Annotated in this window: 24 protein-coding genes; 12 read left to right on the plus strand and 12 right to left on the minus strand. The window is 35.3% G+C overall.

All coding sequences use genetic code 11. The annotated features are described in order from the left end of the window. Positions 1 to 15: 15 nt before the first annotated feature. From IPM14_00950 to IPM14_00960, 3 genes are all read right to left on the minus strand, one after another. Positions 16 to 1,029, minus strand: a complete 1,014-nt coding sequence (locus IPM14_00950) for a T9SS type A sorting domain-containing protein (protein ID MBK9096689.1) — start codon at positions 1,027 to 1,029, stop codon at positions 16 to 18. Positions 1,030 to 2,572: 1,543 nt separating this feature from the next. Next, a complete protein-coding gene (locus tag IPM14_00955; protein MBK9096690.1) occupies positions 2,573 to 3,622 on the minus strand; it encodes a site-specific integrase in 1,050 nt (349 codons plus the stop codon). Continuing rightward, entirely contained in the window at positions 3,615 to 3,932 is a 318-nt protein-coding gene (locus tag IPM14_00960; protein ID MBK9096691.1) for a helix-turn-helix domain-containing protein, read from the minus strand. The genes IPM14_00955 and IPM14_00960 overlap by 8 nt, the downstream gene beginning before the upstream one ends. A 243-nt stretch (positions 3,933 to 4,175) precedes the next feature. Between IPM14_00960 and IPM14_00965 the strand changes: the two genes are divergently transcribed. From IPM14_00965 to IPM14_00975, 3 genes are all read left to right on the plus strand, one after another. After that, positions 4,176 to 4,607 carry a helix-turn-helix transcriptional regulator gene (locus IPM14_00965; GenBank protein ID MBK9096692.1) on the plus strand — a complete coding sequence of 144 codons (432 nt, stop codon included), beginning with the start codon at positions 4,176 to 4,178 and terminating at the stop codon, positions 4,605 to 4,607. 93 nt (positions 4,608 to 4,700) lie between these two features. Continuing rightward, positions 4,701 to 4,979: a hypothetical protein gene (locus tag IPM14_00970; protein ID MBK9096693.1), complete on the plus strand. Its 279-nt coding sequence runs from the start codon at positions 4,701 to 4,703 to the stop codon at positions 4,977 to 4,979. A 257-nt stretch (positions 4,980 to 5,236) separates the two neighbouring features. Continuing rightward, positions 5,237 to 7,636 (plus strand): hypothetical protein, encoded by a 2,400-nt coding sequence (locus IPM14_00975; GenBank protein MBK9096694.1) that lies wholly within the window; start codon positions 5,237 to 5,239, stop codon positions 7,634 to 7,636. 400 nt (positions 7,637 to 8,036) lie between these two features. Here the strand turns inward: IPM14_00975 and IPM14_00980 are convergent, their stop codons facing one another. From IPM14_00980 to IPM14_00990, 3 genes are all read right to left on the minus strand, one after another. After that, positions 8,037 to 8,336: a hypothetical protein gene (locus tag IPM14_00980; protein MBK9096695.1), complete on the minus strand. Its 300-nt coding sequence runs from the start codon at positions 8,334 to 8,336 to the stop codon at positions 8,037 to 8,039. Then, positions 8,323 to 8,520: a transposase gene (locus tag IPM14_00985; protein ID MBK9096696.1), complete on the minus strand. Its 198-nt coding sequence runs from the start codon at positions 8,518 to 8,520 to the stop codon at positions 8,323 to 8,325. The genes IPM14_00980 and IPM14_00985 overlap by 14 nt, the downstream gene beginning before the upstream one ends. A 189-nt stretch (positions 8,521 to 8,709) precedes the next feature. Next, the gene (locus IPM14_00990; GenBank protein ID MBK9096697.1) at positions 8,710 to 10,773 is read right to left on the minus strand and encodes a sigma 54-interacting transcriptional regulator; all 2,064 of its coding nucleotides are present in this window, start codon (positions 10,771 to 10,773) and stop codon (positions 8,710 to 8,712) included. Between the two features lie 166 nt (positions 10,774 to 10,939). Here IPM14_00990 and IPM14_00995 point away from each other — a divergent pair, with 166 nt between their 5' ends. The 3 genes from IPM14_00995 to IPM14_01005 all read left to right on the plus strand — a co-directional run bounded on the left by IPM14_00995 (position 10,940) and on the right by IPM14_01005 (position 12,792). After that, positions 10,940 to 11,641, plus strand: a complete 702-nt coding sequence (locus IPM14_00995; protein ID MBK9096698.1) for a hypothetical protein — start codon at positions 10,940 to 10,942, stop codon at positions 11,639 to 11,641. Positions 11,642 to 11,703: 62 nt separating this feature from the next. After that, entirely contained in the window at positions 11,704 to 12,162 is a 459-nt protein-coding gene (locus IPM14_01000) for a hypothetical protein (GenBank protein ID MBK9096699.1), read from the plus strand. Between the two features lie 393 nt (positions 12,163 to 12,555). Continuing rightward, complete coding sequence (locus IPM14_01005) at positions 12,556 to 12,792, plus strand: hypothetical protein (GenBank protein MBK9096700.1); 237 nt, start codon at positions 12,556 to 12,558, stop codon at positions 12,790 to 12,792. Positions 12,793 to 12,825: 33 nt separating this feature from the next. Here the strand turns inward: IPM14_01005 and IPM14_01010 are convergent, their stop codons facing one another. The 6 genes from IPM14_01010 to IPM14_01035 all read right to left on the minus strand — a co-directional run bounded on the left by IPM14_01010 (position 12,826) and on the right by IPM14_01035 (position 16,315). After that, on the minus strand, positions 12,826 to 13,290 hold the full coding sequence (locus IPM14_01010; GenBank protein MBK9096701.1) for a hypothetical protein: 465 nt from the start codon (positions 13,288 to 13,290) through the stop codon (positions 12,826 to 12,828). Next, on the minus strand, positions 13,259 to 13,783 hold the full coding sequence (locus IPM14_01015) for a host-nuclease inhibitor Gam family protein (GenBank protein ID MBK9096702.1): 525 nt from the start codon (positions 13,781 to 13,783) through the stop codon (positions 13,259 to 13,261). The genes IPM14_01010 and IPM14_01015 overlap by 32 nt, the downstream gene beginning before the upstream one ends. A gap of 115 nt (positions 13,784 to 13,898) precedes the next feature. Beyond that, positions 13,899 to 14,081, minus strand: a complete 183-nt coding sequence (locus tag IPM14_01020; protein ID MBK9096703.1) for a hypothetical protein — start codon at positions 14,079 to 14,081, stop codon at positions 13,899 to 13,901. Next, a complete protein-coding gene (locus IPM14_01025; protein MBK9096704.1) occupies positions 14,071 to 14,895 on the minus strand; it encodes a hypothetical protein in 825 nt (274 codons plus the stop codon). The genes IPM14_01020 and IPM14_01025 overlap by 11 nt, the downstream gene beginning before the upstream one ends. A 111-nt stretch (positions 14,896 to 15,006) precedes the next feature. Next, entirely contained in the window at positions 15,007 to 15,606 is a 600-nt protein-coding gene (locus tag IPM14_01030) for a hypothetical protein (protein MBK9096705.1), read from the minus strand. A 1-nt stretch (position 15,607) separates the two neighbouring features. Continuing rightward, a complete protein-coding gene (locus tag IPM14_01035) occupies positions 15,608 to 16,315 on the minus strand; it encodes a hypothetical protein (protein ID MBK9096706.1) in 708 nt (235 codons plus the stop codon). 231 nt (positions 16,316 to 16,546) lie between these two features. On the opposite strand from IPM14_01035, the gene IPM14_01040 reads away from it, so the two are divergent. The 6 genes from IPM14_01040 to IPM14_01065 are packed head-to-tail and all read left to right on the plus strand — an operon-like array spanning position 16,547 to position 25,198. Then, a complete protein-coding gene (locus tag IPM14_01040) occupies positions 16,547 to 18,031 on the plus strand; it encodes an SAM-dependent DNA methyltransferase (protein MBK9096707.1) in 1,485 nt (494 codons plus the stop codon). Next, a complete protein-coding gene (locus tag IPM14_01045) occupies positions 18,028 to 19,158 on the plus strand; it encodes a hypothetical protein (GenBank protein MBK9096708.1) in 1,131 nt (376 codons plus the stop codon). Before IPM14_01040 ends, IPM14_01045 begins: the two co-directional genes overlap by 4 nt. A 16-nt stretch (positions 19,159 to 19,174) precedes the next feature. Then, positions 19,175 to 19,600, plus strand: coding sequence for a hypothetical protein (locus tag IPM14_01050; GenBank protein MBK9096709.1), 426 nt, complete (start codon positions 19,175 to 19,177; stop codon positions 19,598 to 19,600). Continuing rightward, entirely contained in the window at positions 19,581 to 21,047 is a 1,467-nt protein-coding gene (locus tag IPM14_01055) for an SAM-dependent DNA methyltransferase (GenBank protein ID MBK9096710.1), read from the plus strand. The genes IPM14_01050 and IPM14_01055 overlap by 20 nt, the downstream gene beginning before the upstream one ends. 4 nt (positions 21,048 to 21,051) lie before the next feature. Further along, entirely contained in the window at positions 21,052 to 22,227 is a 1,176-nt protein-coding gene (locus IPM14_01060; GenBank protein ID MBK9096711.1) for a restriction endonuclease subunit S, read from the plus strand. A 1-nt stretch (position 22,228) separates the two neighbouring features. After that, complete coding sequence (locus tag IPM14_01065; protein MBK9096712.1) at positions 22,229 to 25,198, plus strand: HsdR family type I site-specific deoxyribonuclease; 2,970 nt, start codon at positions 22,229 to 22,231, stop codon at positions 25,196 to 25,198. Positions 25,199 to 25,205: the final 7 nt, after the last annotated feature.

Consider the following 25,205-nt stretch of genomic DNA (forward strand, 5'->3'; position numbering starts at 1 on the left):
TTCCCCGATAAAAATTTACTTTAGTAAAATCATTTTCTTTGTTTCTGAATATTGTGCTGCTTTCAGTTGATAAAAATAAATTCCGCTTGTCAGATCTTTTGCATCGAACTCGACTTCATATTCTCCAGCAAGTTTTTCTTCGTTGACTAACGTTGCCATTTCCCTTCCAAGTAAATCGTAAACTTTTATTGTAACAAAACTTCTATTTGGAATTTCATATTTAACGGTTGTGGATGGATTAAATGGATTGGGATAGTTTTGATTTAAAGAATACTGGAAATTATTTTTCTTAATATTATCTAAGTCAGTTGTTGTTGAGTCTTTGCTTCGATAAATACCACTTCCCAATGTGCCTGCATATATTTGTCCGACTGAATTAACTGTCAATGAATATACTTTAATATTTTGTAATCCGCTATTTAATGGAGACCAGTTATCACCATTATTCGTTGAGATAAAAATTCCATTATTACTTGTTGCAGCAACAACATGATTATCAGAATTGAATGCGATAGAGGTAACTATTTCGCCTGATAGTCCATTATTTACAGGAGACCATGATTGACCATTGTTAGTTGAGCGAAATATTCCATACCCGTAGTCAGTTCCAGCAAAAATATGATTACTAGAATTTACTGCTAGGGAAACTACACTTGTATTTACACCAATGCCTGCACCAGACCAAGTTATCCCATTATCCGTTGAATGGTACACTCCACCAATCGTTCCAGCGAATATGTGGTCATTAGAATTAATCGCAAGTGCAAGCACTAAGTGTTCTGATAATCCTACTTGTGCCCAGTTTTCTCCATTATTTGTAGATTTGAAAACACCATTAACTTGTGTATTTGTCCAGGTACCAGCAAAAATATAATCTAGTGAGTTTATTGCTAAAGATCGAATATCCCAACTTCCTAATCCATTACTTAGTTCATCCCAATTTTCACCGTTGTCTGTTGAGCGGAAAACATATTCATATGTTCCTGCAAATATGTGATTATTTGAATTGATTGCTAAAGAATAAAACATAAATGCGGTCAATCCGTTGCTTGATGTGGTCCAGCTTTCTCCATTATTAGTTGATCGAGAGATACCACTGCCCCAAGTTGCAGCATAAATATCATCATTGGAGTTAATGTCTAAGACTTGAATATAAGTATCTAACAATCCATTATTTGATTCAAACCAACTAACTCCGTTATCTGTTGATATAAATATTCCCTGTGTAGTTCCAGCAAAAATTTTATTATTAGAATTTATTAGGAAAAATCTAACAACGTCTAAATTTGGTGGGATTCCGCTATTACATTCAAACCAATTATCTCCATTATTCGTAGATTTAAATATCCCCTCATATAATGAACCCGCAAAAATTTCGTTTGAAGAGTTAATTGATAAACAACGAATACCAATATTCACAATTCCTGTATTTCGTAGTACCCAGTTGGAACCGTTATTAGTTGATCTATAAACTCCATTAGGAGTTCCTACAAAAACATAGTTATTGGTATTAATTGAAATTGCATAAGTATAAAGTGCTGTCAATCCACTGTTTATTGGAGTCCAACTAGTGCCATTATCAGTGGATCTAAATACACCTCCACCATAGGTTGCTGCAAACAAGTAATTATCAGAATTAATCGCCAAAGCATTTACATTAGTATTTGATAATCCACTATTTGTCTGTGTCCATATATCTCCACCGTTGGTTGAACGAAATATTCCTCCACCGTATGTGCCTGCAAAAATGACATTGTTCGTATCTACTACAATAGTTTTTACAGTTTGATTTAATATGAATCCATTATTTATAGGTAACCAATTTTCTCCGTTATCTGTGGATCGAAATATCCCTTGTTCATTACTACCTGCAAAGATCCAATCACTTGAATCAACCGCTAGTGAGTAGATACGTAGATCCGTTAGTCCACTACTTTTTTTTGTCCAATCCTGACCATCGTTGGTGGAGACGAATACTCCTCCATAAATAGTGCCCACGAAAATATGTCCAGATGAATTGATTGCAGAAGAGTAGGCAATTCCCCCGTATGGCCCATTAGTTTGTTCCCAGAAATTTTGTGAGGATATAGTAATTGTAAGAATAAAAACCAGGAGAGATATTTTAAGGGTTCGCATTTTACGCTCCATTAAAATTAGATTAATTGAAACTTAAGAAATTAAAATGAGAATGTTAAGAGAAATAAGAGCTTTTTTAGCAGGCAAGTTTTAATTTAATATCACTTCTTAAGGTTTTGCCTATGGATCCGCACCTCCTCCGAATTCTCAGATCTCCCGATCATTCAGGAAGGGTTTCGCTGATTTCTTATAGCAAAACGAGATTCTAAAAATTTTAGTAAAAATATTTAAACCAAGATGAACCAAGTGCCGCTCTATTTTAACACACTAATCAATATCTTTTCATTTTAATTCTCGTTCCATAAAAGGTGTTCAAGAAATATGATGTTAAGTTGTTGTTTGCAAAACGATCACCCAACATAATTCTCTTTCCATAAACCTAGTGTTTTATGGAACTCCCGCCAACGATATGTTGGCAGGAGCTTATATGTATGTCTTAGAGTTCAACAGTTGGGCGGATGAATTTTGTCAGCTCAGTTTTCATTCTTTCTAAGCTAACATGGTTGTAATAACGGTCCGTCGTATTATTATGCTCGTGGCCTACAAGCTCTCTTACCACAGTAGCATCCATATTATACCTTGATCTGCAAAGTGTAATAAAAGTTTTCCTGAATGTTCTTGCAGTATAATCTCTGCCTGCAAGTTTTATGTCGTCCAAATATCTTGTAAATGCTCTATTTACATATTCAACACACTTGTAATCAATTAATTTTCCCGTTGCTTTTGTCTTGAGGGTTTCAGTCAGTATTGGTAGAAGATCTGCGTGGAACGCCACTTCACGAAATTTCTTTCTCTTAGGCGAGTAATAACTGAATGATTGGTTTTTTAAATCAATCTGTTCTCTGTTGATATTTAGTATGTCAGACGATCGTAAGCCTGTATAAAAAAGCATGGATACAGTTAGCTTGAAATTATCATTCTTTGTGCTGAGATCTCCGAAGATAGTCTGTATATCCTCATCACGAAAAACAATTTTTTCTTTTACTTCGGGTTTTGTCTTTACATCACGATTGATTTTAAACATTGGGACATACCCGTACTCAAAGAGAAAATTCAGAAAGTGATTAAATTGTTTAAAGTAACCGTGAATTGTATTAATACTATGGGGCAACAACTTTAAACTATTTATCCATTCTTCGGCAGAAATTTTATTTATTACTGAACAAGAAGATGTTTCTGCAAAAGTTTCGGTGAACTTATTAAAGAAGCGATCATAATCCTTTATTGTTTTATGATGTTTTGAAGCATTGTTTCTTTTAAAATGATCAAATGCTTCTCTTATTGTCGAGCCTCTTGTTAGTGCCGAAGTATCGTTTACTTCTTTCTGCTTGTCCAACTCTTTCTGAAGTTTTTTTGCGAATGCATTTGCAGTTCTTCTGTTGGTAACCGTAGCACTCATTCTCAAGGAACGATTTTTAGTTTTATTTTCATTCCAGTCCCACCAGGACACATACAGCGTTCCATCCTTATCATATACACTAGCCATTATTAATCTCCTTTATCAGCGAATTAAAAATCAAATCATTATTCGGCTTCCGTGTTGGTTTAGTATTATTTATAAATTGCTGAACATTTTTATCCGTTATGCTTATTTCGGAATATGTAATTTCCCTAACAGAGTTCTCCGCGATATAACGTTCAAGCTCTGAGTGAGAAATTTTCTTTTGCTTCGAAATTTTAATTACGCCAATCTTACCTTGCGCAATTAATTTCAGAAGTGTATCCCGCCCAATACCAAGTAACTTGGCAGCTTGGACAAGTGAATACAAATGGAGGTTGTTGTTCTTTACTTCCATGATTTATAAGGAAGTCTATATGGGCTTATACCTTTTTTACGGATCCGGGTGGATCGTTTCGGAGGGCCTGATGGCTCTTCGGAAGGAGTAGAATTCGATGTTCAAATATAATAAATAATTATTTAATTGTCAAGACAATATAAATATATATACTTATATCATCGTTATTAGCCATATAATGAAATAATAGTCTTGACAATTTATTAAAAAAGTACTATATTTACACAGGAAATAAATAAGATAATGAAACTAGAAGAAATCAGAAATAATAAAGGATTAAACATTAAGGAGATGGCGGGAGAACTAGGTATTACTCCTGGCCATTACTGTCACCTGGAGAAGGGATCAAGAAGACTGACAAGTTCAATTGCAGAGAAAATTGAATCGAAGTTTGGGATCAGCAGGGAAGAGTTAGAGAATGATTTTTATGTAAGTAATCCTTTTCTTGGTGTTATAAATAACTGGGTTTGGAAAATTAAAATCAACGATCAGCCAGTTGTTCAGTCCTTTATCAACGACATAGGTTTTTTAAGAATTAAAGATACTCGTGAACAAAGTGAAGTTATTGAAGCCTTTGTAAAGTATATACAGTTTACGATTGGATCTTCAATCGAAAATGAATTTAAGAAAGATAAAAAGATGATAGATTATCTGGTCTCCAGACTGAATAGATAGAATCATATTCTTTCTTAAAGAAAGCGAAACCGCACTAACAGTGAAATCAAAGTTAGTTGCGGTTTTTGGTTTTTAAAAGTTAGAAAGACTTAAATGAAAGATTTTGCTAGCAAAATACTAGAAAATGATCCGCGGGTAAACGTTGGATATTTCGATTATCTGTGGAATAAGATCTATGAATCCGAAACTTTAGAGGAAAAAGCAACGTTCGTAAGAGCAATGGCCGCATACATCTATTTCTGCGTCCCGAGTGAAATTAGAAAATTCCTCTTTCACAGACACATTGTTTATCAGGTCGTGAATAATTCGAGGGTATCTGATCCTGACGAGTTATGCTATCTGTTGGATAGTATACCTGATGACATTGATTAAAATTTATTACATAAAACTTAATCTGAGAATAAACTATGTGGCAGTACTTCCGGTAAGACTGCTTTATGGCAGTCGGCAAAGTAAAAATAATTTAAGGATTTTAAGCTGATCAGCTTACGAAAACAAAAATTGAAACTTCTGTCTATATGAGCAGAAACAATACCTGTTGTTCAAAGGCTTGCAGTACGTTACTGCAAGTCCTTTTATTAAAATATTTTTTCACAACAGAGGATTATATAAAACTATGGAATAAAAAATTGGTAAATAATACAGAATTAGATCGGACTTACTCACATAAAGAGTATGCAAAAGGATCTACCTCTAACCGGGGAATCTTCGGAACGAAACAAGATGCAGAAAGACTGATCGGAAAAAAAGATTGTTACACGTCTGCTTTTGACCACTCAGTTAATTTTCTTCGTTACTATGAAGCTAATGGGAATTCAACAGCTGGATATAAAGGAAAAGTTCGTTTCAGCTTTCTTGCTTTCGATATAGATTCAGATGATTTGAATGAGTCCTTAAACTGGACCCGGGATCTGATTAAAAAACTAGAGGAAGAATATGAAGTAAATACAAACAAACTTCGGTATTACTTCTCTGGCAGTAAAGGATTCCACATTGAAATTCCCTCCTGGATGATAGATGTTGAGCATCAACCCTCCTCACAATACCCGTACATATTTAAGGCTATGGTTCAGGAGTTGACTGAACACGCAGACTTAAGTCTGTATCAAACGATAAGGCTTTACAGATTAAACAATACTATTAATTCCAAGACAGGACTCTATAAAATCGAGTTAAGTCTTGATGAAATAAAATCCCTACCAGTTGAGGAAATTAAGGAGTTAGCTGGGAAGTATAGATTTAATTCAGCTGCGATATTAGAATATGAGAAAGTAAAAAATGAAAAATTAGTCAGACTCTTCTCAAAGTATCTGGCAACGCATCCGGATTATTCAACCGAACAGATAATAAAAGCAAACAAAACCAGTTCTGAAAAAATTGAGATCAGTCGATTTGATAAAATTGTTAGTGGCTGCAGCCACATAAAATCACTGGTTGAAAAATCAAACAAGGGAGAAAATTTAAATAATCAGGAAAGAGTCGTTCTTGCTAACTTGCTTTCCAGATTTGGCGAAGAAGGCAGAAGCAAGCTCCACGAGATCCTTGGCAAGACTCCACATTACTCCAGGGAAAAGACTGATTATCACCTAGACTTAATAATTAAACACGAATATCACCCTGTATCCTGTGAGATGATATGCGGCAACACTTGCAAAACAGTAAAACTTCTTAATCGCACAAACTGTCTATCGCTTGCTTATGTAAGTGAAGCAAAAGATTTCATACAAACATACGCCGCTGAAAAATTCATTAAGTACCGAACCGATATAGTCTATGCGGTGGATGAAGATAATTTCTATCAATATGGGGACGGGGTATATCATCAGATATCTGAAACAGAGTTGGCGTCATTATTAAACTCCTTTGCTTTAGTGTTTAATAAAAAAGAGGTTGTAACAGCAAACCGGATTAGAAGTTTGATCGACCGGTTGAAGATGGAAGTAAAAATCCAGTTTAAAGGTAAGATGAATAAAGAGAGTTATATTAACCTGAAGAACGGTCTTTTTGATATAAGTAAAATGGAATTAATTCCACACTCACCCGCAACGTTTACCAGCATACAGTTGGATTTTGCATACGAGCAGGGTGCAAAAGCTCCGAGGTTCGAACAATTTTTGAATGAAATATTTGACGGTGATCAGGATAAGATAGACTATGTACTTAACACAATGTGCTACCTGTTGTTTCCGGATTACTCATACCAGAAAGTGTTTATATTCTTCGGCAGTGGTAGGAATGGTAAAGGTGTGTTGACGTCTGTTATAAAAAATTTACTTGGTATTGAGAATGTTTCCGCTGTTTCAATCCACGATCTGGCAAATAACCGATTTGCGGTAAATAATCTAAAAGATAAGCTTATTAATATCAGTTCCGAGGTTGGAAGTAAAGACCTGGAAACTGAAATGATCAAAAAGTTATCTGGTGGTGATGTAATTACTGCGGACAGAAAATACAAGGAGCCTATATCTTTTGTTAATACAGCAAGATTGTTAATAAGCGCTAATGAGTTGCCGAGATTTTCAGAATTAAATGATGCAATCCTGGAAAGATTTGTTCTGATAAGGTTCCCGATAACATTCAGAGATCAGCAGGTTAATACAAATTTACTATCGGAACTTCTCCATGAATTACCCGGTATATTCAACCTGGTAATATCACACATTGATCGGGTGATCGGTGGAGAAGGGGGAGCGTATTTTTCTATTCCTGACAGCATTCAGAAAGATAGGATCATTTTGTTGAGTGAAATATCAAGTGCGGCTGAATTCATAGATGAAATGTGTGAAATTAAATTAAAAGCTAAAATTAAATTGCTCGACCTGCACAATGCTTATTACGGTTTTTGTGTCAGCCGGGGATACAAGTCACTCGGCTACAGAAATTTTATGAAAGCAATTGAATCAGCTTATGGAATCAGTTTGAAAAAAGAAAATGATGGTTACTACGTGGTCGGAATTAAACTTAAAACAATTGAGAAAAATGAAAAAGATGAAAGGATTAAAGTTGTTAAAGTAGATCTTCCATTTTAGTACGGTATGGTGGTGGAATAAAATCCGTTCCACCACCGTATTTTCTTTTAAATTTAGCTATATTCAAATGAGTTGAGGTGGAATGTGAAAAAATCCTAAAAAGTTTTCCGAAAAAAATTGTTAGGATAAATAGAAATAGTTTTTCATGTTTTTTCGTCCTTCCACCACCTTTTACTGATTTTAATTAATAATCAAAGAAATTCCTAGGGTGGAATCAGATTCGTTCCCCCACCTTCCAGCCGACTACGGCCTCAGCAATGATGACTTGGCGGGAGTGGGGTTTAATGCGGAGGACGGGGAGCAATTCTGTTTGAAAACCCAGGTTAACATTCTTACTAAGCAAGGCATCCGAGCATCAGTTCACCCGTGGTTAATTATGCCGAAGCTAAGGATTCATAGATTAAATCCTTGGTGGCACAACAATTTTGTCGCCCTTCCTCAATAAACCCGAAAGCGTTCTTTCCAGTTCCGATTTTTGTAATGCAAGACTGTTACGATATGCTTTTTCTGAAATTAATTGCTTCCCGTCATTCCAGAAATACCTTCTACTCTTTGCAGTTTTTGCCCCATCAAAATATCTTTTTATGGCCCTATCTATTACTTCCTTTCTTACGTTCTCATACAGAGCTTGAAAACCTTGCTCTGTTTTAGGTGTAGGATGATCAGTTTGGGACCAATCATGTTTATCACCAGGAAGCATCTCTAACCACCACCTTTGTGTAAAGTTTTTCTCTGCGGTATTTTTTTATCCAATTCGGAATGGTTGCAGATCCGAATATTCCATAGGTGTGCTTTGCATCCGTGATGCTTTTTAATTTACCTGATTCCATTTCGTCAAGAACCTTGTTCTTAAAATCGTCAGTGTATTTTATGATTGTTTTCATAGGTAAGAGTAAGTGTAGAGGTGTTGAAATGCAATAGAAAAGCTAATGTAGTGTTAAACAAAGCCAGTCAAGCTCTATTATAAAGCTGTACAAATTCTAGAAAAAGATGTACCCTGGCCTGACAAGAGCTGGGTTATTGCAGACAAATCAGCAGACACTTAAGTCGAGGAAAAATAATTACTTAAAATTTTATTTTTGATTTTCTTTGAATATCTCCTTGATATTTTCATATAGTTTTGCTCTTTGTCTGAGTATCGATTTATTTTTACCACTTGACCAGGCAAGACCAATGATTTCAGTAGCATCATCCTGAATTAATCCTAAAGATTCGAAATTCCTTATATAAATATCTGCGGCTGTGGGCTCAACCACAGACTTTAAAAAGCTGTTACGGTTATGCGATTTATTCTTTTTCTTAATCTTGCTTGTAGACACAGTTTGTACTTTCGGAAATAAATCCCTTTTATAATACCAATCAAGAAATAGATGCTCCAACGAACTATCAAATTCTTTGAACGAAGATTTTGATTTCTGATCCGGTATATATTCTATGAATTCTTTAATAAGGTCAATGGTAATTTTGCTTACTCTGAATGATTTACAATGTAAGTATAGCTGCGAAAAAGTATTCTGGATCTGGCGGATATTTCCAGGCCATGATAGATTTAACAAAAAGTCCATCGTGGCCTCCGGTAATTCAGCTGGCCATTCAAATTCTTTCTCATTTTTATTTTTTATGAATAAGATGAATCTTTTAAGATCCTCCTTACGTTCACGCAGAGGAGGAATAGTAAATTTTAGTCCGGAAATCCTGAAATAGAAATCCTCAAGTAACTCTTTTTTTGCAACCAGCATTAAAGGGTCTTCGTTAAGAGCAAATATAAATCTCACATCTACTTTCTTCTTTTTTCCTCCGACCGAGTAAAAAGTTTTATCGTCCAACACTTTAAATAATTTCTGCTGTACGTTTAGTGGAGCTTTCCCAATCTCGTCCAGAAACAAGGTGCCCTTATCTGCAAGTTCGATCTTCCCGATAATTTTGCCGGATGAAGATGTGTATGCACCTTTTTCACTTCCGAAAAGTTCGGCCTCTATAAGTTCACTCGGTATGGCAGCACAGTTGACTTCAACAAATCCGGCGTCTTTGCCCTTCCCTCTGGATAGTTTGTGAATTGTCTTTGCAAGGTATCCTTTGCCGGTACCTGTTTCTCCAAGCAGTAGAACACTATGCTCTTTATTAAGTACATTCTGAATTTTAAGCAGTTCCCGTCGGTATTTTAAATGGGATGTAATCACCTCGCCTTGTATCTTATCAGATAGTTCTGTTGTGTCTTGAGTAGCCGATATATCTTTTGTTTTATACTCAGCTGCTTTTTTATCTAGTTCGGTTAAATCCGCCGTTGTCAGTCTTTTATTTTTATAATACGGATGATAATTGAAAAACTTTTCAATGGTATCAAACTTGTTTTCAACTGAATGATACTCAAGCAGTTGAATAATTTCACCTAAAACAGAATTGAAAGTTTTTACTTCAGAATCAGACTGGAGCAGTATAGAGATGTTCTGAAAATCAAGATTGTAGCTTTGAAAATATTCTCCGATAAAACTTCTGATTATCGCACGGAAAAATCTTCTCTTGTCTGATTCATTAAAATCCTGGATGAACTCAAATGCTATTAGAAATTTTTTACTGTCTTTTTTATGACTGCTACTAACAATAAAAGCCGCAAGGTTTGTTAGATATTCAATTGAGGGCGGATCATAATTATATTTCCCTTTATAAGGAATCGGGAAAAATATAGTGTACGGGCTGCCTTCATACATTTCATAAGCACCCCTTGCCATTTGATAAAGTGGCTTGAAAACGGGAATAAATAATTCTTTGTCGTCAAGGCAGAATTTTTTTACGGAGTTACGGAAATCATTCTGATCAGTTTCTCTTGAAAAAACAAGAGCGGTATCAATTGACCGTTCGTTTATTATTAATTTCTGCCTGAATCGCCATAGTATTTCTGCCTGATTGATTCCCTTCGTTTCGTTTTCAATCTGACCCTTTACAGATCTTTGTTCATTAATCATGAAGAATATATCCCCGAGCCATTGCTTAATGAATGCGTACATAAAGTCTTTCGACGCCTCATTATCATCTTCGTGTAGATCCAGCAACTGATCTATATAAAGCGTTGCGATATCGAACCCGGATTCATCAATTGGTCTTGAGATCCAGGATGATAATAGTTGAAAATAATTCATATTGATCTCCTTTTGTGTTTGCAAAAATAAATCAAAATAAATTGAATTAATCAAAATAGATTGGTTTAATATTTTGTGGTGGTCATATAATAGGTCAAAAAGGGGGTTTTCACTGTGGAATGATTGATGATTCTTCTTACTCGCCACTAAAAAGAAAGTAAAATCTATGGCAAAAAAAACAAATAAATCCATTGGGCTGGTACAAGAAAACGTGGGCCCGGTGGTCAACACAGCTGTCGCTCCATCACCGGTAGAAGGAGTTGCAGAAAGTGTTGAAGAAATATCGGTTAGGCGTCCGCAGAACCGGAAAATAGCTTCTTCAATGAACGTTCGCAGGCAAAAGATGAGGAAAAGAGAGTCGATCCTGACAGAACGTAAAGATAAGAGAGCTATTCTTAATAGAGGGTACTACATACAAAAAATCAATGGTGAAGTAAAGCACCTCCCTCTTGATGCGGCGGACAGGGAATATCTTCTTGCAAAGATTGCAGACTTAAATCTCCAAATTAAAAAAGTGAACCGGGAGATTAAGGATTACACTCATTCCTTCAAGTCACGTTCCAAAAGGGCAAAACAAGCCTACAGGAGAGATCTTGTAAAAGTAAATGAAAAGGAACGGATAAAGAGAGAAAGCATGAAGATAATGGAGAAAGTTGAGAAGGTGCTCAATGAGGAGAACATCTCAACCTATCCGCAACTCAGCGCAATCATTACCGGTGATGAAAATGCGCCTCAGGCTCTGACGGAACTTGAAAGGTTCTTCTCTGCAAATCTAACCGCGGAGTTTAACAAGTTCAGGACCGATTCAAAACTAAAGCAGGAAATTTTTGTTGACACCCTGAAATATGTCAAAGAAATCTCCCAGTAATAGTCATTCACAGGCCACGCAATATGTGTGGCCTTTTTTTTCACCAAAAAATCCCTACTGACATGAAAACATTAAAAGAATTTTTACTTCCATCAATTAAAATTGAAAATACAATTAACCTTTCTTTTTCAGACCTTAAAACGCAAGGTATGGTGGTTCCCGACTGCTACTATATCATACTTGATGAAACAACGCGGCAATCGACTCAATTAATTAATTTAAAATTAAATCTTTTTATGGATGCTTCGGGAGATTATTTCCTTATTGTAGATGAAAGCTCCGAGCCAGCACGCTGGAATGACCCGGGCGACATGTCAACTTACTTTAACAATCGGATAGAACAACTGAATTCAAAGAAAAAAAATATCATTGTCACCTCCGAAATTATTTCAGATGAATTTATGCTAATTCAGTTTTATGTGTTTGCCGGAAAGGGTAGGTTTGCAGATATACTTGCCTTGATCAAAAAAATAAAAAAACAGATTACAGATTTTCGCGAAGGATATCAATCACTGAATTAATTTACTGCTCAGCTCAATTCAGAAATAAATTTATCTTCAAGCACATATTTTAGCTTGTGTGAGCTTTTGATTCTACTCTGATTAATTTCCTTAATCATTCATGGTTTTATTACTGCAATTTGTGAAATGTTTACCCATGTTCGAAGAAGAAGAAGTGAAAAAAATAACTTTAAATATTTCTATTAGGAAAAGCAACTTTCAGTTGGATCCCATTTAAAAATATGCACTGGGGACACTGGCGATCATAAATTAAACTTCATTTTTACAGAACCCCCAACACAAATTCCCAAAACAAAATACAGTCTCTAATAAAAATTTTTTTAGTCCTAATTTTTCAGAGTTTATTGTTTTTAATCTTATTAGTTTTTATCCTTTATAAAGGAGAATTGAAAAATGATTACAAAAGAAGAAGCCATAATAATTCTTGGAGCCAAAGATGAAACGGAAGGTGTTGATGCAGAATACATCTGGATTGAAAAAAGATTTGGCAAACAAAATATTAACTGGGAGCTGATTGATCAGGAGCTGGTTGATGATGGGGATAAACAATACGATATTTTAAGAATCAAATTTCCTGATGGAAAGATTGAAGAATTCTGGTTTGATATCACGGATTTTTATGGGAAGTAAAAAAAGGAGAGCAGCTACCCCCCTTCTTTTTGATCATTGGAGACTATTACCATTGATCTTACTTCTCGCAATGAATAGTGTTACAGCAAGCGATTTGGCGTCCATAAGTCCGCCGAGTTCATTTTGTATTCTCACTGCATCTCTGCAAGAACTCAGCATTAGTTCATAATAATTATCATCAGGGATTTTGTTGTTTTGTGTCACTGGACTATCAGCATTGTTTTGCAAAACCTTGACATCAAATGAGGTTACAATTTTGCTTCCTTTCTGCTCGGCTCGTTTACAGATTTCAACTTTATCACCGCGCTTCAGATCTTTCAGTTTCTCGTGGACTTCCTTATCAGGAAAGAAGCTGTATTCTTCTCCGTTTCCATTACGAACTGAGTAAAGGTAATATTCTCCATAGCGTGATGTTCCTATAAGAGGCTGATCCTGAAGAAGCTCAATTCTAACTGATCGATTTAGCTCAAGTTCCAGTTTCGGTTTCTTCTCTGGCATTTTCTTCTCCGTTTAGTTTATATGAAAATTCAATTTCACCTTCAATAACTTTCACTCCTTTCGGTGTTGGTCTAGTCTTAACGTGATTTTTTATCGCAACAAGATTTGGTTTAGCTTGCTCTGGTATGACAGTTAACCATTCAGGACGAGCATTCTTCAGAAACAATTCGAGGTCCTCAACTTCAATCCGATCTGGTTTTTTGTGCATCTTCAGAATACCATTAGGAAGATTTACTGTCTTCTCACCGGTTTCTTTTATGAATAACTCAAGCTTCTTTGATAAGAACTCTATCCTCGAGGCAAGTGAACTGTTTCTCGAAAGTGCCCAGTTCTTAATTATTTCTCTTTCTCTTGCAGCTTGCTCAAAGTTGATTTGTATTTGTTTTTCCAACTGCGAAATTTCAATCAGCATCAGGTCAGCAAATTCCCTCGATAGCTTTTGTTCTTTCTCTTCTGCCTCTTTCAGAAGCTCATCAATAAAATCACTTTCCATTTTTATTCCCCACAATTATGATTTTAACAACCGCTTCTGCTACAATTAACAAAATTGTTAACACATCGATCATTTCTTATCTCCTTTCCCGCCGAATATTTCTTTCAACAGCTTTTCAACCAACTCTGCTATCAATTGAAATAAGTCTTTCTCCTTTTTCATCGTTTCTTTTCCTTTCTAAATATTCTTCGATTGCTTCATTAACTATTATTGTCATCGGTTTCTTTTTTGGCAGTGAATGCTTTAGGAGGTAGAGCTTCCTTACCAGTTCTTTTTTTATCTTCGGGCTATATGACATACAAATCCTCCTCATTTATTTTCATTCCGCACACTTCACATTTATTAAAGAGCTTTCCTTCACGGTAGCTTGTCTTGCAGTAGCACCAGGGACATTCGATCATTATTTCATCATCATAATCAGGGTAATGGAACTTCCTCTCAAACCATCGATCTCTTGAATAATATTTTTGATAGTTTTCAACTCCATCTGCATTGATGGTCAGGCAATGATTGTTCTGCATCTCATAGCTGTGATAACTGCCTTCACCAAGATTAAATCCTCTGGATGAAACGCTTTCAATTCTTAGAGCTTGTTTCATTATGTCTCGTTCAGAACAGAAGTATAGAATGTCATCACGGCTGTCATAGTAAAGATCGATCGGATTGTCCTTCTTGATGAGAATCAGTTTCTCGGGGTCGTTTTTATCAATTACAGCAACTGCAAATGATCCATCTATTCTGTCGAAGAGCCTTTTGATTTTATCTCCACGTAATCGCATTGACAGAAGATGAAGTAAACTCTCTGAATCTACTTCTCCATCCCTATTCTTTTTGCCAAATATTTCCTTATCGTTATGAATGATTCCATTGTGGACGAGTGCAATTCCATTTTTACTGAATAAGGGATGATTGTTAGCATTATTCTTCTCATCTCCCTGAGTTTTCATTCTGCAGTGAAGTATCATAACCTTTGGAATAGCAAGCTTCTTCCATTCATCTGTCTTTATCATATCGGATGATTTGATTGGTGCTTTATGAACCACAAGCTCATCACCATCTATAAACGCATATCCCAATGCATCACGACCTCGAGATTCTAAAAGACTAAACATAGTTGTTATTTTTTCTTTATCCGGGGCCTTATTACTAAAACAGTAAAATCCCATAATACCACACATTGGTAATTTTCTCCTTCATTTAATTTTTTAATTAGTGGTGAGTAGCTAAACTGGAACTGTTTCTTTAACAGTTGTAATTGATTTGATCAGTTCAACAATTTGTTGTTGATTATACTTACGAAGTGAAAGACTTAATCCAAGACGATTACATCCTGGTGTTGATACAACAGTTACTTGTATGTTGTGAATCAGAACATATTGCTGAACAGGCTCAAATAAATCAGAACTTGCTGATATCTGATATTCATCTCTATCTACAAGACCAAAGAGGTAAATAGGAGTATCTACCAAACCGACTTTATCCTTAATTGTTTTTAGAAGCAGATCCTTGTCGTTTATGAAGATTGGTCGCCTTGTTTCTAATTTTCCTTGCAGCCAAGATCGAGATAATCTAATTACTAATTCCCGATCTGATTCTGATACTGGTGGATTATCTGGAGAATCCTCATCAATATTGTCCTCGAAACATTCTGAACATAGTGGATCTCCGGAAGAATCATACATGGTTGATTCTCTTCTAATAACACCATCACATCTTGAACAGTAATTATATAACTCATCGAAACATTCTTCGCAAAATGGTTCTTCGTTAGCCCATCTTACTTCATTATCGTTAATGGGTTCGTCACAATTTGTGCAGTGCATATCAAGCTACCCTCCTCAAGGACCAGTTCGGAAGTATATCCTGATTCCAGTTTAGTTTTTTGCTTAACAGAGTGTCAAGTTCTTTAAGTCCTTCTTCACAATCTGGTGGGATTGTATGAAGATTGTGCTTTAATTGTTTTAGAAATGTGCAGCTGTGATGTCCGTTCTTTAGTTCAGAGAAATTTATTTTATCTTCGAGCACTCCGATTACTGCAAGTTTTGCTAAAGTTAAATGAACAAGTGTAACAGAAGGGGAGAGAAGAAAACTTCCTGGTGTTCTGTATTCAAAACCATAATGTTTTTTACGATACGCTCCACGCTTGCCATAACCAGACCTTTCTCTTTTCTGTCTTTGCAATTTATCATCGATGCAATTTGAAAAACTACCGAGAACAACATCGAGTGCTTCGATAATTTCTGTTGTTGATTCGACTGAAAAATGAGTATGACCTCCAATGGCATAACTGTCTACAAAATGTCCAGCATAAAATTCTAAATCTGGTGCTTTACTGTGCCCGTAATCTAATATCTTATAGATCTTTGAAGTGAGATCAACAGGTGATACCGAAAAACCCGGGCGTAATTCCGCCGTTGACTCGCATCCATCAAGACCAAATGAAGATTGTGATTTGAAATAGTTATGAGCAGGAACAAATTGTCCGTTGCGATGACAGATCAGCTCTGGATCGCAGCCGATGGTGAAAGACATAGTAAACTCCTTTTTTAGTAAAAGAATAGATATCTACTCTTTGCTTATACCTGAAAATGGGAAGAGTGCAAATGTCAATCCTACATAAAAATCTTTTACTTAAACAAGAGGATTCTTTATTTTTACAGATAAAATTACAGACACACAGCATTACAATTTGATTGGGGATCTTCCTAAGTTCCGAGTTGGTGGCTAACGCGAAATAGATTCTTTAAGATATAGTAGCGTTTAATGAACAATAAAATCACACTCTCACAATTAGAGCAATACCTTTCCAAGGCAGCCTGGATTCTTAAAGGACCAGTGGACGCGTCCGATTTCAAAGTATACATCTTCCCATTGTTATTCTTCAAAAGAATCTCTGATGTTTATGATGAGGAATACAAGCAAGCGTTGGAAGAATCTAAGGGTGATAAAGAGTATGCTGCACTTCCGGAATTTCATCGTTTTGTAATTCCTAAAAAATGTCATTGGGATGATGTTAGAGAAGTTACGGTAAATGTCGGTCTAGCATTGGAAAAAGCATTTCGCGGAATTGAACAAGCAAACCTTGAACATCTTTATGGTATATTCGGAGATGCTCAATGGAGTAATAAAAACAAACTCACCGATAGATTACTTATAGATTTAATTGAACACTTCTCACAATATAATTTGTCTAACTCTAATGTGGATCCCGACTTATTAGGACAAGCATATGAATACCTCATAAAACATTTTGCTGATTTGACAAACAAAAAGGCTGGTGAATTCTATACACCAAGATCTGTTGTGCATTTAATGGGACTCATAACTGATGTTAAAGAAGGTGAAACTGTATATGATCCTGCTTGTGGAACAGGTGGAATGCTGCTTGAATCAATTAACCATTTAAAAGAAAATAAAAAAGATTATAGGACACTTAGATTATTTGGGCAGGAAAAAAATCTTACATCTGCTTCGATAGCAAAGATGAATATGTTTCTTCACGGAATAGAAGATTTTCAAATTGTCCGTGGCGATACTTTAAGAAACCCCGCTTTCTTTGAAGGTGATAATCTTAAGACTTTTGACTGCGTTGTAGCTAATCCACCATTCTCATTAAAAGCCTGGGGTGCTGAACAATGGACTAATGATCCATATGGTCGAAACATTGCTGGTGTTCCTCCAAAAGGTAATGGTGACTTGGCGTGGGTTCAGCACATGATCAAATCGATGAAGCCCACATCAGGAAGAATGACAGTTGTTTTACCGCATGGAGCTTTATTTAGGAAAGGTGCAGAAGGAAAGATTCGAAAGACTTTAATTGAGATGGATTTACTTGAATCAGTTATTGGTTTGGGTCCTAATATTTTTTACGGGACTCCATTAGCGCCTTGCATATTAACTTTTAGCAAAAAGAAAAGCAGTGATAAGCAAAATAAAGTTTTGTTCATTGATGCTGCTGATCAGATAAGAATCGGTCGAGCTCAGAACTTTCTTGAACCAGAACACGTGAATAAAATTTATAAATGGTTTTCTGAGTTTAAGGATGTTGAGAATTATGTAAAGGTTGTTTCATTTGATCGGATCGAAGAGAATGAATTTAATCTTAACATTCCTCTATATGTTGAAAAAATAATTGAAGACAATCGTCCAACGGTTGAGGAAGCACTTAAAGACTTGAAAATTGCTTGGGAAGATTGTCTAAAAGCTGAAGAATATTTTCTCGAAGAATTGAAAGAATTTGTCAAATGAACACTGATGCAATAAAAACCGTTTTCTTTTTAGGTGCAGGATTTTCCTGTGCTGCTGGTGCACCAAGTCAAAAAGAACTTCTTGGCAAAGTATTGAATTATTCAGGAAATGATTATGGGAATCCAATACAAGAATATAAAACTAAGTTAAAAAAATATTTAAGAGATGCTTTCAGCTTGGATGAAGCCAAGATGAAGAATTTTAATCTTGAAGATTTTTATACTCCAGTTGATAAATGTATTGCGCAAAATTTATCATTCCGGGGTTATTCAGTAGAGCACACAAAAAAGATAAGAAATATCTTATCAACATTGATAGCAATTGTTATCGAATCAGAATTATCAAATTCGCAAGAAAACAAAACCTATTTAGATAAATTTGTCACAACTATCCTCGATCATAAAAAAGAAAAACCCTCCACTGATCATGTTTCTATTATAACAACTAACTGGGATATCTTATTAGATAGAAGATTCTTTTTAGTATTGAAGGAACCAGGACATAAGGGGGCGCTTGATTATGGAACCTTTGTAGTTGGACTTAAGGAAGGTTTGATTCCTCCGCTCGTTGCTTTAACTAGGGGAATGTTTACAATCAAACTCCTGAAAATACATGGTTCACTCAATTGGTTAAAATGTCCAAGTTGTAACAGATTATTTGTTAACCCTGAAAGCAAAGTAGGTATACCAGAGTACGATTTGAATTTGAAATGCAGATTTTGTGCGAAAGTATATAGATTAGAAACAAATGATTATGGATTGGATTTGGAACCGCAAATTATTTATCCAACGTTTTTGAAAGATTTTTCAAACATTCATTTCAATCAAATATGGGAAGCGGTTGCAACCGAACTTACGGAGGCAACAAGAATAATATTTATTGGATATTCTTTTCAACAAGCAGATTACGAGATAAGACAGTTACTTTCCAGAAAAGTCCCAGACAATTGTGAAATACACTGTGTGCTAAAACAACCAGATTTGTTTCATACCTCCGGCGGTCAATCTTTATCACCAGTAGAAGAGAGATATATTAACTTTTTTGGAAGGAGAAAAATAAGATTTAATTATACTGGTGTCAGGAAATTTGTAAATGATCATCTACCACAAATAAATTTTTCCAGCTAATGTCCAAAAAAACATTATGAAAAAATCAACTGGAGAAAATATTCCAATTGCAGAGCAATTACCATTTGATTTCAAGAACAAAGAGTTATCGCTTAGCGGATGGGGAAGAGTTGATTTTTATTGTGAAATAGATGATATCCTAATTTTTTTAGAAGTTGAAAGAGAACAGCGACATCCGAATACTAATGTGCTTAAAATCTGGCCTTTCTTGGAGGAACATTCACAATTAAAAATTTTTCTAATTCAAATATTTATGGAGAGTAAAAAGAAAGTTTCCCCTAATAGATTAAAACTTTGTCGTTATGTTGGACAAAAATTAGAAGAATTGTTTCCAGATAGGTGCAGATATTATTCGTTTAATTGGGCGACAGGTGTTCAGAGTCATACAAATAATATTTTAACGAAATACTCCGAATTGAAGAATGACCCAACAACAACTTGAAAAATATTTATGGGGTGCTGCTACTTATTTACGTGGGCATATTGATGCCGGTGATTATAAGCAGTACATCTTTCCGCTTTTATTTTTTAAGCGCATATGCGATGTGTATGATGAAGAATTTGAAGTTGCATTAACTGAGAGTAATGGTGATTTAGATTTTGCTGCTTTCGAAGAAAACCATCGATTCCAGGTTCCGAAGAATGCGCATTGGAAAAAAGTACGTGAGCAGACTGTTAATGTCGGGATGGCAATCCAGAAAGCACTACGAGCAATAGAGAAAGCAAATCCTGATACTCTTTACGGAATATTTGGTGATGCAAGCTGGACAAATAAAGATCGCCTACCTGATGAAACACTTGTTAATCTTATTGAACATTTCTCACAGCATAAATTAGATATTGCTACAGTTCCCGATGACCAGCTTGGTAATGCTTATGAATATTTAATAAAGCAATTTGCTGATGACAGCGGACATACGGCAGCAGAGTTTTATACAAATAGAACAGTTGTAAGATTGATGACCTTAATTATGGATCCGCAACCTGGAGAAAGTGTTTATGATCCAACTTGTGGCTCCGGGGGTTTGCTGCTTAACTGTGCTTTGCAATTGAAAGATGCAGGCAGAGAATACAGAACGTTAAAATTATTCGGGCAGGAAATAAATCTTATTACTTCTGCTATTGCAAGGATGAATATGTTTCTGCACGGTATTGAAGAGTTTCAAATTGTAAGGGGTAACACTTTAAGTAATCCTGCATTTTTACAAAATGATGAACTACAAAAGTTTAATATTATTCTTGCAAATCCCCCTTACTCAATTAAAAGCTGGGATAGGAAATCTTTTGAGAATGATCCTTATGGAAGAAATATATGGGGAACACCGCCCCAGGGAACTGCTGACTATGCTTTCCAACAGCATATAATGAAAAGTTTAGATGAAAGAAATGGTCGATCCATTACACTTTGGCCTCACGGAATATTATTTAGAGATGCTGAAGCAGAAATCAGAAAAAATATGATCGAGAGCGATGTTGTTGAGTGTGTTATTGGCTTGGGGCCAAATCTTTTTTATAACTCACCTATGGAAGCGTGTTTACTTATTACGAATACTAATAAGAAAAAAGATAGAAGAGGAAAAATTCTCTTTATAAATGCCGTGAATGAAGTTAGACAAGAAAAAAGTTTAGCATACTTAGAAGAAAATCATATTCAAAGAATATACGGTGCTTATAAATCATTCGTTGATGTTGAAGATCTATCTATGTTGGCTTCAATTGAGGACATAAAATTGAACAATTATAAATTAGCACTTAACCTTTATGTGCGACAATCAAATGGGGATCATCAAAATAATTTTGGTGAAATTTTTACAAAGTGGAAGGACAGTTCTGATCAACTTAAAAATAGTATGGCAGAGTTATTCGATCTAATGGTTGTCAAGAAATAATTAGATGAATTATTCAGAATTAAATATCGACAAAGCCAATTGGACTAAAGTGAGTTTCGGTAAAGTTGTCCGTGAAGTAAGAACAACTTCTAAAGATCCAATTTCAGAAGGGTTGGATCGATTAGTTGGTTTAGAACATATTGAACCAGAGAACTTGCATATCAAAAATTGGGGGATGATTAAAGACGGAACTACTTTTAATCGCAAATTCGTAAAAGGACAAGTTCTATTTGGTAGGAGAAGAGCCTATTTGAAGAAGGCTGTGGTCGCTGATTTTAATGGTATATGCTCTGGTGATATTACAGTAATGGAGGCTAGAGATGGATTATTACCAGAACTTTTACCTTTCATTGTTCAGAATGAAAAGTTTTTTGATTATGCTATAAAAAATTCTGCTGGTTCTCTATCTCCAAGGGCAAAATTCAACGATTTGAGTAGCTATGAATTCCTCCTTCCACCAAAAAACCAACAAGCTAAAATTGCTGAAATGCTTTGGGCTGCGGATGAAAAGCTTGAATCCTTTATTAGTTTATCAAACAAACTAAAACAGTTTTTGGAAATCTCTTCAAGCAATTTAATATGGCCTAAAAATTTAGAATTAAGTCCACTCTTAAACTGTGCTGATAGAACCCTTGAACAGTTTATTGACGGTGATTGGATAGAATCTAAAGACCAATCTGAGAAGGGAATCAGATTGATTCAGTTAGCTGATATTGGTGTTAGAAAATTTCTCAATAAGTCTGATCGCTATATAAGCGAAGACACTTTCAAAAGACTCAGATGCTTTGAAGTATTACCAGGTGATATTTTAGTTGCAAGAATGCCCGAACCATTAGGTAGAGCTTGTATTATACCAAATATTGGGCAGAAAATGATAACTGCAGTAGATTGTTGCATTATAAGGGTTGATATTTCTGGCTTCAATCCAAATTATATTCTTTATTTGTTGAATACAAAAGAAATGCTTTCAAGAGTACTTTCACTAGCATCAGGAACTACAAGGACTAGAATTTCAAAGAAAAATCTTGAGAAGATTTTAGTTCCCTTACCTAAACTTGAAATTCAAAACAATATTGTCAAAGAACTGGAACTGATCAATGAGTCACTAGAAACAACTTTGACTGAAGAACATAATTTCAAATTACTTTTTAGTTCGATAATCAATAAAATATTTAATTAGTATGGCATTTAACGAATTAAATAGTGTTGAGAATTATATCATCCACCAGCTAACTGGTATTAATCTCAATGCTCCACGTATAGCCGATAAAAAAGAAATTTATACCGGCAATTGGATTTATAAATCACCAGAAGAATTAGAACGCGGCGTTAATGAAGTTCTGATTGAAAGTGAATTAAGAGATGCACTTATTCGCATTAACCCTGAGATAAAAGAAAAACCAGAAAGAGCTGATGAAGTTATTTATAAGCTAAGGGCAATTCTAATATCTGTTAATCAGACAGGACTGGTAAGAGCGAATGAAGAATTTTCTAAATGGCTAACTGGTGAGAAGACAATGCCATTCGGAGAAAACAACAGACACGTACCTGTAAAACTTATAGACTTTGAAACTCTAAGTAATAATTCTTTCATTGCTACAAATCAATTTCGTGTACACGCAAGAGAAACAAAGATTCCAGATATTGCACTTTTAATAAATGGTATTCCTGTTGTAATTGGTGAGGCTAAAACACCAATACGCCCATCAATAAGTTGGTTGGATGGTGCTCACGAAATTCATAACGTTTATGAAAATTCTGTACCACAGCTATTTGTACCAAACATACTTTCATTTGCAACTGAAGGAAAAGAATTATTCTATGGTTCGGTACGCTGCGCATTGGAGTATTGGTCACCCTGGAGATTGGATTCAGATGATGATTCGATTATAAAGAAACTTGGACTTGGTGAGGTAGGAAAAGAATTATCAGATTTATTAAAGCCATCACGTTTGTTAGATATTCTTCAGTACTTCTCCATCTTTGCATCTGATAAAAAGAAAAGAAGAATAAAAATACTTTGCCGCTATCAGCAGTATGAAGGTGCAAATAAAATGGTTGCACGTGTTAAAGAAGGTAGAATTAAGAAAGGACTGATCTGGCATTTTCAAGGTTCAGGAAAATCTTTGCTGATGGTTTTTGCCGCACAGAAACTAAGAAGAACTTCTGAATTAAAAAGTCCTACGGTGATAATTCTTGTTGATAGGACGGACCTTGATACACAAATAACAGGCACATTCAATGCTTCTGAAGTTTCAAACGTCGTTACAACAGATAGCATAAAAGACTTACACGACCTACTAGAAAAAGATACTCGCAAAATTATAATTACAATGATTCATAAATTCCGTGATGCATATCCCGATATGAATACACGTGACAATATTATACTAATGGTGGACGAAGCTCATCGAACTCAGGAAGGGGATTTAGGAAGAAAGATGCGAGCTGCATTGCCAAATGCATTTCTATTTGGATTAACAGGAACACCAGTAAACAAAGCTGATAAAAATACTTTCTGGGCTTTTGGTGCAGAGGAAGATGAAGAAGGTTACTTATCAAGATATACTTTCCAGGAATCAATAAGAGATAAAGCAACCTTACCGCTTCATTTTGAACCGCGCCTGGTGGATATACACGTTGACAAAGAAACCATTGATAAACTGTTTATGGAATTAAAAGAAGAAGCAACTCTTTCTGATGAAGAAGCTGATGCACTTAGCAGAAAAGCTGCGAAGATGGCTACATTTCTTAAAGCACCAGAAAGAGTAAGTAAAATTGTAAATGATATCGTTACTCACTTTCGTGAAAAAGTCAATCCGCACGAATTCAAAGCAATGATAGTAACACCGGATCGGTTTGCCTGTGTTCAGTATAAAGAAGAGCTTGATAAATTATTAAATCCGGAAAGTAGCATCGTAGTTATATCGACAAGTGCTAATGATGAATTTGAGTTCAAACAGAAATGGGGAATGGATAAGGATCAACAGGATAAAGTAATTGAAGAGTTTAACGATAAAGATTCTCATTTAAAGTTTTTAATTGTAACAGCAAAATTGCTAACAGGATTTGATTCTCCAATTCTACAGACAATATATCTTGATAAGTCATTAAAAGATCACACACTTTTACAAGCAATCTGTAGAACAAATCGTCTCTATCCAAACAAATCATTTGGAAGAGTAGTTGATTATTTTGGAATATTTGATGATGCAGCACAAGCACTTCAGTTTGATGATGAGAGTGTAAAGAAAGTTATAACAAACCTTCAGGTATTAAAAGATAAACTTCCTGAAGTCATTGCTAAATGTCTAAAACATTTTGAAGGAGTCGATAGATCAATTGAAGGTTTTGAGGGATTGGAAGCTGCACAGAACTGCATTAACACAGATGAAAAGCGGGATGCATTTGCTGCTGATTATTCATACTTGACTAAGCTGTGGGAATCAGTCTCTCCTGATCCGGTATTAAATCAATATGAAAAAGATTACAGATGGTTAACTCAGGTATATCAGTCAGTTCAACCGGCTATTGATAATATTGGAAAATTACTCTGGCATTCATTAGGAGCGCAGACAACTAAACTCATTCACGAAAATATTCACGTTGAAGGTATTGTAGATGATATGGAGGAGTTTGTTCTGGATGCTGAAGTAATAGATGATATATTCAATAACCCCAATCCTAAAAAAGTTAAAAACTTAGAAGAGGAATTATTCAGAAGGTTCAAAAAGTATCCTCATAATCCAAGTTTCAAAGCATTAAGTGAAAGATTACAAGAGTTACGAGACAAAGCTGAAAGAGGATTGATAACAAGTATTGAATTTGTAAAAGAACTCTGTAAGATTGCTAAAGAAACTGTTCAAGCTGAAAAAGAAATTCTGACTGAGTTAGAACAAAAATCTGCCAAGACAGCTTTAACAGAACTTTTCCTCGAACTAAAAACCGATCAGACTCCTGCCGTGGTTGAAAGAATTGTAAACGATATTGATGCCATAGTTAAAGTTGTTCGTTTCCCTGGTTGGCAAACTACAACATCTGGCGAAAGGGAAGTCCAGAAATCGCTTCGCAAAGCATTGTTAAAATTTAAACTACACAAAGACCAGGCTCTGTTTGAAAGAGCGTATGCTTATATAAAGGCGTATTATTGAGAATTCT

The organism is bacterium (assembly GCA_016716565.1).
Classification (GTDB): domain Bacteria; phylum Bacteroidota; class Ignavibacteria; order Ignavibacteriales; family Ignavibacteriaceae; genus IGN2.